Consider the following 8,445-nt stretch of genomic DNA (forward strand, 5'->3'; position numbering starts at 1 on the left):
GATCGGCGCGACGATGCTTGCGTCGCGCCGATCCGCTCGTTTTTCTCGACCAGCTCGAAAAGCCGGCGCGGATTGGCGCCGATCGCCTTTACGACGCGGCCGCGGGCTGCCGGTATGCAAACTTCCGTCTTCTTGTCGCGTATCGCCTTCAAGACGATTGCGGCGATCTCCTCGGGGGCCGCGGGTTCGCGGGAAAAGGCTGCCGTCACCCCTTTCTCGGCTTCCATCTCGAGCATCGCCGTTTCGGTGGCGCCGGGGTGGATGATCGTGAAATCGACGGGCGAGCCGCGCTCCTCCAACGCCAGGCCGAGATGCATCGCGCGCAGCGCATGCTTCGAGGCTGCATAGCTGACGAGCCCCGGCAGGGTCAGAAACGCCGTCATCGAGCAGACCGTGGCGATGTGGCCCGATCCCTGCGCCCGGAAATGGGGCAGGACCGCAAGGCTTCCGAGCATCGGCCCCAGCGCATTTACCCTCAGCGTATGCTCATGCGCTTCCAGCGGCACGTCCCTGGTCGGACCCGGGTGTGCCACGCCGGCATTGTTCACCAGAACATCGAGCCGGCCGAAATGCCTGCACGTCGCCTCCACCGCCGCCTTCCAACGCGCTTCGGAACATATGTCGAGGTCGAGGGGCAGCGCGCTTTCGCCGAGCGACGCCGCCAGTTGCCTTGCGGCGGCGATGTCGACGTCCGCGATCGCGACCTTGTGGCCCTGCTCTATCGCCAGCTTGACGATCGCAGCCCCAATACCGGCAGCGCCTCCGGTCACGATCATCACCTTCGGCAAATTTCTCTTCGTCACGCCCAGTTCCTCGATTTAATTTTGCCAATAATGGAAATCGTGTTGGTTGGACCTTGTCATACGAACGCGCATCCCTTCAAGTGGCATCAGCGCCAAGCAGCCCGTTCCATGCACATCGATCGACCTAACAGGCAGACCGAACCATGAATGATCATCTGGACATTGCGAACCTGCCCTCCCTGGCCGAGGCGGGTTTTTCGGGCGGCCGCGACAACTTCCGTGAGTTCTGCAGGACCATTTTCAGACTGGATGAGCCACGGTTCCTGCGTAACGACCAGAACCAGCTCGTGGTCTTTCGACATGAAGACCTGCAGGCATTCGGAACGGCGCCGCAGATCGGCAACCTGCCGATCGGCAAGTTGTATCCTGCAAGATTTACCAGTGACGGCAGCCCTGCAAGGGGGCTCGGTTCTGGCGTCGCCGACGTCATCTCCAGCCAGGTCTTCACCTTCAATCCGCCGCTTCACGGCCCTGCCCGGCAGATATTGATCGACTGGCTTGGCCCGAAGCAGATCGCGGTGCTCGAGAAGGTGGGCCGCCAGGCGGCACACGCCGTCCTTGACCAGATCCAGCATTCCAGCCCGCTGGATTTCGTATCCGCGATCGCTGAAAGGCTGACGATCTCGTTCTGGAGCTCGCTGCTTCATCTGACGGAAAGCGAGGCAGACACGATCGGCGCTTGCACGCGGGAGATGACAAGACTTTTCCGCCTAGGCCGCAATGCCGACGATCTCCAGGCGCTCGATCTTGCCTTTGCCGAATATGCGCGGATACTCGACGACGTGGCGACCCGCAGATTGGCGGCGAAGGATCCCGATCTAACCGCAATAGCCGAAAAACTCGCGACGCTGCGCAGCGACGACGATCCCTTCGCGGTGGGCGTGGCGCCCAAATCCGTTGGGCAACTGCTCGCCGGCAACCTGGTCGACGGCTTCCATACGACGGCGCTCGCCACGGCCAATACGTTCTGCGTCCTGGCAAGAGATCCGAACGCCATGACGCAAGTTCGCAACTCTCCACAGCTTGCCGCCAAGGCGATCGCCGAGGCTCTGAGGATAGAACCGCCGATCATCCTCCTGAAGAGATACGCGCTCGAAGACTTCACATACAGGGGCAAGACAATACCGGCAGGCAGCATCGTGACGATGCTCTGGGCGGCGGGCAATTACGATCCGTCGGTGTTTCCGGACCCGGAACGCTTCGACATCAACCGGCTCCACGCTGGACTGACCACCTTCGGCAAAGGCATCCACATTTGCCCGGGAAGGCATCTGGGAGTGATGTTGATACGGGTTCTTCTGGATGTCTTTCTTGAAAAAGATATCGAGGTTGAACTTTCCGGTGATCGCGTCACCTGGATTCCTCGCCATATGGTCAATCAGCTCAGTGCCATGCCCGCGATCGTAAAGAGACGCACGGGGTGATTAAAACCACGACACTATGGCGCATCGGCCTGCTTGCGATCGCATGCCCGGCAAACCATTGCGGCGCCAAGGATTGGCCGGACCATCAAGTTGCTGAAGGCAAGTCGCTGATCGGCCTTCGCGCCGTTCCGGGATAGCAAGATAGTTGGTAGCCAACACTCGAGCCCACTAAAGCATGTCTCCCGAAACTGGGAACCGGTTTCGGGATGAAGACATGCGTAAAATCAAAAACCTAAGCGCATGGAGCGAATCCGAAAGATCGCGACGCGCTTTAGATCACTGCTTCCTCCAGGAACGGCTCGTTGCGCGGGATCCTTTCATAGCAGAAGGGCGACAGGTCGAGCGTCTGGAAGGCGCCATGGACGATCAGCTCCGACACCGCACGGCCGACCGCCGGCGACTGCTGCAGGCCGTGGCCTGAGAAGCCGTTGGCGAACATGAAATTCTTGATCTCCGGGTGAAAGCCGACGATGCCGTTGTGGTCGAGCATGTTGTATTCGTAATGGCCGGTCCAGCTCGTCTGCACCTTCAGCGCGTCGAAGGCCGGGATGCGGTGCCAGAGAGCCGGCCAGATATAGTCGTCGAATTCCTCGAAATGCATTTCGAAGTCGTCATAGTCTGCCGGCCCGTCACCCTGCGGCGTGTTGCCGGTGAGGAAGAGCTCGCCTTCCGGGCGCACGAATGTGCCGGAGAGATCGATGACATTGGGCATCCGGCCCGGAATCGGATTGGCGCTGGCAAAAACGAAGCTGTAGCGCTTGTAAGGCGCGACGGGGATGGAAAGGCCGGCCATGGCGGCGACCTGCTGCGCGCGTGGACCGGCCGCGTTGACGAGCGTTCCGCAAGCAACCGTCTCGCCGGTCGCAAGGCGGACGGAGACGACCCGCCCATCGGCGAGGTCCAATCCCGTCACGGCATTGTCGATATATTCGACGCCGCTGCCGCGCGCGGCACGACGGAAGCCGTTCAGCAGGCCCATGGAATCGAACCAGCCCTCTTCGCGCGAACCCCAGGAGCCGCCGCCGAGATCCTCGACATTGAGCCACGGAAAACGTTCCTTCAACGCGCCTGGTTCAAGGAAGACGGTGTGGGCGCCGAGGCTGCGCTGCAGCTCGACCCGTTCGCGCGCCGCGTCCACCCCCTCGGGCGAGCAGCAATAGAGATATCCGTGCTCCTTGAAGCCGAGATCGGGCGCCGGCTCATTCGGGTAGAAAGGCGCCATCCGCTCGGCAAAACCACGGATGATCTCGATGCCGAACTGGCTGATCTTCACATTGATCGGATTGGAATATTGCTGGCGGATCGCGCTGGTTGAGAGCGCGGTGGAAGAAAAAGTGTAGCTCGAGTCGCGCTCGACCACGAGGATCGAGACCTTGTCGCCCAGCGCCTGGCTCAGCCAGTAGGCCGTCGAGGAACCGACGACCGCGCCGCCGACGATGACGATGTCATAGGCGTTGCGCGCCGGGGCCTTGTAAGGGGGGATCGCCATTTCTGTACTCCGCTCTACTGGTTGAACGATGCGATCAAGGCGTCCGAGCCCCGCGCCAGCAGGCCGAGGTCGGAGCCGACAGCCACCATCGTGAAGCCGTCGGCGAGATAACGGTCGGCGTCGGCCCTCACGGGAGCCAGGATGCCGCTGGCCTTGCCTGCCGAGGCGGCGGCCGTGCGCACCGACGATATCGCTTCCTGCACATGGTCCGCACCCGGATTGCCCATCGAACCCATATTGGTGGAGAGGTCGCCGGGTCCGACGAAGAGAACGTCGACACCGTCCACCGCGGCGATTTCGGCGGCATTGGCCACACCGGTCTCGTCCTCGATCTGCACCGCCAGCAACTGCTGCTCGCGCGCCTTGGCGTGATAGCCGGCGATGCGGCCGAACGCGTTGGCGCGGTGACCGACCGAGAAGCCGCGGAAGCCGCCCGGCGCATAGGTCATCGCGGCGACGATGGCGCGCGCCTGCTCGGCGGTGCGCACGTTCGGTATCATCAGGCTGCGGGCGCCGACATCCAGCGCCTGTTTCATCAGATTGGGATCGTCGGATGGCAAGCGGACGACCGCCTCACAGGGAAACGCCGCCGCGACCTGCAGCTGCGCCATGATGCTGCGCAGGTCGTTCGGGCTGTGCTCGCCGTCGATCAGCAGCCAGCCCGTCCCGGAGCCCGCGACGATCTCGGTGGTGAGCGCCGAGGCCAGCGAGCACCAGATGCCGATATGAGCCCGGCCGGCCTGAACGGCCGCCTTCAGCGAATTGACGCGCTCCTGCATTTTGCGATCGGTCTCCAGCCGTGAAGAGATGGATTGAAATTTGTATGATGTCCTATATCATATGCCTTAGACGAGCTGCAAGATGGTCTGGCGAAGTACGGGAGGTTGCGTATGAAAATTGGCTTCATCGGACTTGGCGTCATGGGCGCTCCGATGGCGCGGCATCTCGCCGATGCCGGACATCAGATCGTCACGGTCCTCAATCGCTCCTCACTTCCAAACGACCTGAAAGCAACGGTCGCCGCCTCTCCCGCCGAGGTGGGGCGGGCGTCCGAGATCGTCATCACCATGCTGCCCGATACGCCCGACGTCGAGCGCGTGCTGTTCGGGCAGAACGGCGTGCTGGAGGGAATTTCAGCCGGCAAGCTGGTCATCGACATGAGCTCGATCAGCCCGATCGCCACGGCCGGGTTCGCGGCAAGGATCAGGGGAGCAGGCGCCGGCTATCTCGATGCGCCGGTCTCCGGCGGCGAGGTCGGCGCCAAGGCGGCCAGCCTCACCATCATGGTCGGCGGGCCGGCCGCCGAGTTCGAGCGCGCGCGGCCGATCTTCGAGAAACTCGGCAAGAACATCACATTGATCGGCGAGAACAACGGCGCCGGCCAGACCTGCAAGATCGCCAACCAGATCATCGTCGCGCTCAACATCGAGGCCGTCGCCGAAGCGCTGGTCTTCGCCAGCAAGGCCGGCTGCGATCCCGCCAAGGTGCGCAGCGCGCTGATGGGCGGCTTCGCCTCCTCGCGCGTGCTCGACGTGCATGGCGAGCGGATGATCGCACGGACCTTCGCGCCGGGCTTCCGCGTCCGGCTGCACCAGAAGGATCTCAACCTTGCGCTGGAAAGCGCGCGAGCGCTCGGCGTCGCCCTGCCGGGCACGGCAACAACGCAGCAGTTGATGAATGCGTGTTCGGCCCGAGCCGGCGGCGCGGAGGCGGATCACTCGTCGCTCGTGCGGGCCCTCGAAATCCTGGGCGATCACGAACTCTCAAATGGAAAGGAATAACCGATGCGCGGAACCGGCAAGGCCGATGTCTTCGTCATGCTGGCCCATCCCGTGGGCCATGCGAAGAGCCCCGGGATCTTCAACGAGATCTTCGAGCAAAAGGGGCTCGACAGCCTGATGGTGCCGTTGAGCTGCCGCCCGGAGGATTTCGACACTTTCTGGGCCGGCATCACCGCGGCGGAAAACATCCGCGGCGTGATCATTTCGGTGCCCTACAAGGTTCCGGTCTACCACAAATGCGCGGCGGCCCATGACCGCGCTTCGCGTGTGCAAAGCGCCAACTCCGTGCGCCGGCAGGCGGACGGAAGCTGGTATGCCGACAATTTCGACGGCGTCGGCTTCATCGAGGGGCTGAAGGCGGGCGGGCACCAGATCGCCGGCAGGCGCATCCTCCAGGTCGGTGCCGGCGGCGCGGGCGCATCGCTGACTTACTGCCTTGCCGAAGAAGGCGCGGCGGAAATCCGTTTGACCGATATCGACAAGGAACGCGCGCAAAAGCTCGCTTCGCTGGTCAACAAGACTTTTCCCAACTGCCGCATCGAGGTCGGCCAGCCCGATCCGTCCGGGATGGACATGGCGATCAACGCCACGCCGTCAGGGCTGAAGGCCGGCGATCCGCTGCCGATGGACGTGAGCAAGCTGACGCCGAACATGACCGTGGTCGACATCATCATGGAGCCGGCCGAGACGCCGCTGCTCAAGGCGGCGAAGGAGATCGGCTGCCGCATCCAGCCGGGACGCCCGATGATGGATTTCCAGGTCGAGGCCATGGCCGAATTCTTCGACATCGAGCGGAAGGACCGCCGCAATGGCTGACGTATCGACCGCCGTCGTCATCGGCGGCACGTCCGGCATCGGCCGCGCGATGGCCGAGCGCTTCGCCGAGGATGGCTATCAAGTGGTCGTCGCCGGCCGCGATGCGGCCCGGGGCAAGGAAGCCGCCGATGCCTGCGAGCGCGGCGGCGCGCCGCGCGCCCTCTTCGTCCAGACCGACGTCGCCGATCCCGTCTCGGTCGAGGCCTTGGCGGCGGGCGTCGTGAACACGTTCGGCACGCCACATGTCGTCGTCAACTGCGCCGGCATCCTGCAGAGCGGCAAGCATGTGCTCGACCAGGATCTCGACGAAGACGAAAAGATGTGGCGCATCAACTATCGCGGCACCCTGCTTGGCTGCCAGGTGTTCGGCCGGCTGATGTCGGCCGCCGGGCGCGGCGCGATCCTCAATGTCGGCTCGCTCGCCTCCTTCGCGCCGCTGTCGCTGCCGGCCTACACGCCGGGAAAGCATGCGGTGCTGGCGCTCACCCAGATGCTGGCCGCCGAGCTCGGCCCGCACGGGGTTCGCGTCAATGCGGTCGCGCCCGGCTACACGTTGTCGGACGGACTGAAGGCGAAGATCGCCAAGGGCGAACGCAAGCCCGAAGCGATCCAGGCCACGACCGCGCTGCGCCGCTTCGTCGAGCCGCGCGATGTCGCCGAAGCAGCCTTGTTCCTCTGCTCGGACCGCGCCGCCTCGATCACCGGCGTCACGCTTCCGGTCGATGCCGGCTGGCTCGTCCAGGCACCCTACGCGCAGTACCTGCAGGGCAATCCCATCCGGCAGACGCCGGCAATCTGAGAGGCATACCGTGAGCGATATCCAGCGCTTCGACTTCGACACCCGAATCCATCACGGCGTCATCCACAACGGCACGCTCTACCTCACCGGCCAGGTGGCGAGGCCGGGCCAGTCCGCGGCCGACCAGATGCGCGAGGTTCTCGCCAAGATCGATGCGCTTCTCGCCAAGGCCGGCACCGACAAGACCCGCATCCTGCATGTCCAGATGTGGCTGGACGATGTGCGCGATTTCGACGAGGTCAACACGGTTTGGGACGCCTGGATGCCGAAGGAGCATGCGCCGGCACGCTCTTCCGGCGAAAGCCGGATGGCCAAGCCAGGCATGCTGGTCGAACTCATCGTCACAGCGGCGGTTTGAATGGTCCTGCCGGTTCGGGCATCATCGCGAATCTGAACTTGAACGGAAGAACCTGAATGACGAAGCGCAAGCCGCTTTCCACCGTCGTGGCGGAGAGCCTGGCCGAAAAAATCCGCTCCGGTGAGTTGCAGCCTGGCGCGCAACTGCCGACCGAGGCGGAGCTTTGCGCCGAATATGATGTCAGCCGCACCGTGGTGCGCGAGGCGGTCGCGCGGCTGCGCTCGGAGGGTATGGTGGTGCCGCAGCAGGGACGCGGCATGTTCGTCAGCGAAACACCCGCTCCACGCAACTTCTCGATCCCGGACGAGGCGCTGCGGACCTTGCCGGAAACCATCGCCTTGCTCGAATTGCGGCTGAGCGTGGAAGTGGAGTCCGCGGGGCTCTGCGCGGAACGGCGGACCGACAAGGAAGCCCGTGATATCCGCGTCATGATGGATGACATCGACGCCCGGCACGCCGACCCCGCCGCCGTCCAGATTCATTACGACTACGATTTCCACCTCGCGATCGCCAAGGCGGCGCGCAACGAATTCATCCACGGCTTCCTCGCCTATCTCGGGCCGATGATCGTGCCGCGTTTCCAGCTCGGCTACGTGGTCGAGCCGGCGCTCAAGGACAGCTACTACGCGCGCATCCACAGCGAGCATAAAGCCATCGTCGACGCCATCGAAAGACAGGACGGCGGCAAGGCCCGGCAAGCCATGCGCAAGCATCTGCAAAACAGCCTGGGTCGTGTGCGCGCGCTGGCGAAGGCGTCGGGGATCGAGGCGACGGATGCCGAGCAAAAGGCCGCCGCGGCTTCGCTCTTCACGAGGATGAAAAGACCGCTGCCGACAGGAGCATAGGCCTCGAGCCTGAACACGCAAACCGTCACGCGGTTGCGAAAGCCATGTTTTGCTTCGCCTGGCGGCAGGATCCCGTTCTCTCGCCGTTGAAGGCATTGTTTTTCTTTGGTTTGCGGCCTCGCGGATCACG

Annotated in this window: 9 protein-coding genes; 6 read left to right on the forward strand and 3 right to left on the reverse strand. The window is 63.8% G+C overall.

Annotated elements, in window-relative coordinates; translation table 11 throughout:
• A partial coding sequence (locus EOD07_RS13440; RefSeq protein ID WP_164772226.1) for an SDR family oxidoreductase occupies nucleotides 1-803 on the reverse strand: 803 nt, incomplete at its 3' end.
• A 143-nt stretch (nucleotides 804-946) separates the two neighbouring features.
• On the opposite strand from EOD07_RS13440, the gene EOD07_RS13445 reads away from it, so the two are divergent.
• Nucleotides 947-2,227, forward strand: a complete 1,281-nt coding sequence (locus EOD07_RS13445; RefSeq protein WP_127235798.1) for a cytochrome P450 — start codon at nucleotides 947-949, stop codon at nucleotides 2,225-2,227.
• Nucleotides 2,228-2,498: 271 nt separating this feature from the next.
• On the opposite strand, the gene EOD07_RS13450 is transcribed toward EOD07_RS13445, so the two are convergent.
• Nucleotides 2,499-3,716 (reverse strand): FAD-dependent oxidoreductase, encoded by a 1,218-nt coding sequence (locus EOD07_RS13450; RefSeq protein WP_127235799.1) that lies wholly within the window; start codon nucleotides 3,714-3,716, stop codon nucleotides 2,499-2,501.
• 14 nt (nucleotides 3,717-3,730) lie between these two features.
• A complete protein-coding gene (locus EOD07_RS13455) occupies nucleotides 3,731-4,495 on the reverse strand; it encodes an aldolase/citrate lyase family protein (RefSeq protein ID WP_127235800.1) in 765 nt (254 codons plus the stop codon).
• Nucleotides 4,496-4,606: 111 nt separating this feature from the next.
• On the opposite strand from EOD07_RS13455, the gene EOD07_RS13460 reads away from it, so the two are divergent.
• Genes EOD07_RS13460 through EOD07_RS13480 form a run of 5 tightly spaced genes read left to right on the forward strand, consistent with a single transcriptional unit; the run spans nucleotide 4,607 to nucleotide 8,315 of the window.
• Entirely contained in the window at nucleotides 4,607-5,497 is an 891-nt protein-coding gene (locus tag EOD07_RS13460) for a 2-hydroxy-3-oxopropionate reductase (RefSeq protein ID WP_127235801.1), read from the forward strand.
• A gap of 3 nt (nucleotides 5,498-5,500) precedes the next feature.
• Entirely contained in the window at nucleotides 5,501-6,313 is an 813-nt protein-coding gene (locus tag EOD07_RS13465; RefSeq protein WP_041010105.1) for a shikimate dehydrogenase, read from the forward strand.
• Complete coding sequence (locus EOD07_RS13470; RefSeq protein WP_041004263.1) at nucleotides 6,306-7,112, forward strand: SDR family oxidoreductase; 807 nt, start codon at nucleotides 6,306-6,308, stop codon at nucleotides 7,110-7,112. Before EOD07_RS13465 ends, EOD07_RS13470 begins: the two co-directional genes overlap by 8 nt.
• A 10-nt stretch (nucleotides 7,113-7,122) precedes the next feature.
• A complete protein-coding gene (locus EOD07_RS13475; protein ID WP_127235802.1) occupies nucleotides 7,123-7,470 on the forward strand; it encodes a RidA family protein in 348 nt (115 codons plus the stop codon).
• Between the two features lie 56 nt (nucleotides 7,471-7,526).
• Nucleotides 7,527-8,315, forward strand: a complete 789-nt coding sequence (locus EOD07_RS13480) for a FadR/GntR family transcriptional regulator (RefSeq protein WP_127235803.1) — start codon at nucleotides 7,527-7,529, stop codon at nucleotides 8,313-8,315.
• Nucleotides 8,316-8,445: the final 130 nt, after the last annotated feature.

Source organism: Mesorhizobium sp. M2C.T.Ca.TU.002.02.1.1, from assembly GCF_003997225.1.

Bases quoted from the DNA above. Each gene is read 5' to 3' on its own strand.
- EOD07_RS13450 (WP_127235799.1), bottom strand. From the start codon at position 3,716: ATGGCGATCCCCCCTTACAAGGCCCCGGCGCGCAACGCCTATGACATC.
- EOD07_RS13470 (WP_041004263.1), top strand. From the start codon at position 6,306: ATGGCTGACGTATCGACCGCCGTCGTCATCGGCGGCACGTCCGGCATC.
- EOD07_RS13445 (WP_127235798.1), top strand. From the start codon at position 947: ATGAATGATCATCTGGACATTGCGAACCTGCCCTCCCTGGCCGAGGCG.
- EOD07_RS13465 (WP_041010105.1), top strand. From the start codon at position 5,501: ATGCGCGGAACCGGCAAGGCCGATGTCTTCGTCATGCTGGCCCATCCC.
- EOD07_RS13460 (WP_127235801.1), top strand. From the start codon at position 4,607: ATGAAAATTGGCTTCATCGGACTTGGCGTCATGGGCGCTCCGATGGCG.
- EOD07_RS13455 (WP_127235800.1), bottom strand. From the start codon at position 4,495: ATGCAGGAGCGCGTCAATTCGCTGAAGGCGGCCGTTCAGGCCGGCCGG.
- EOD07_RS13480 (WP_127235803.1), top strand. From the start codon at position 7,527: ATGACGAAGCGCAAGCCGCTTTCCACCGTCGTGGCGGAGAGCCTGGCC.